The organism is Bacillus cereus group sp. BfR-BA-01379, from assembly GCF_022663605.1.
GTDB classification, from domain to species: Bacteria; Bacillota; Bacilli; order Bacillales; family Bacillaceae_G; genus Bacillus_A; species Bacillus_A mobilis.
Genome location: NZ_JAKUFT010000232.1, coordinates 1 through 316 on the forward strand (window position 1 = coordinate 1; position 316 = coordinate 316).

Here is a 316-nt window from a genome sequence, read left to right on the forward strand (position 1 = left end):
AAGCGGGTGAAGAGAATCGAACTCTCGACCAGAGCTTGGAAGGCTCTTGTTTTACCACTAAACTACACCCGCATAAAATTGTAAATGGTGAGCCATGAAGGATTCGAACCTTCGACCCTCTGATTAAAAGTCAGATGCTCTACCAACTGAGCTAATGGCTCATTTTGAAAGTGGTGCCGACTAGAGGACTTGAACCCCCAACCTACTGATTACAAGTCAGTTGCTCTACCAATTGAGCTAAGTCGGCTCGTGACTTCAAAATGGTGGCTCGGGACGGAATCGAACCGCCGACACGAGGATTTTCAGTCCTCTGCTC

General features: G+C 47.8%; 3 tRNA genes. All 3 read right to left on the reverse strand.

What is annotated here, in order from left to right:
• Window position 1: 1 nt before the first annotated feature.
• The 3 genes from MR113_RS27605 to MR113_RS27615 all read right to left on the reverse strand — a co-directional run bounded on the left by MR113_RS27605 (window position 2) and on the right by MR113_RS27615 (window position 247).
• A tRNA-Gly gene (locus MR113_RS27605) sits at window positions 2-72 on the reverse strand.
• A gap of 13 nt (window positions 73-85) precedes the next feature.
• Window positions 86-161 (reverse strand) — tRNA-Lys (locus MR113_RS27610).
• A 10-nt stretch (window positions 162-171) separates the two neighbouring features.
• A tRNA-Thr gene (locus MR113_RS27615) sits at window positions 172-247 on the reverse strand.
• Window positions 248-316 lie beyond the last annotated feature (69 nt).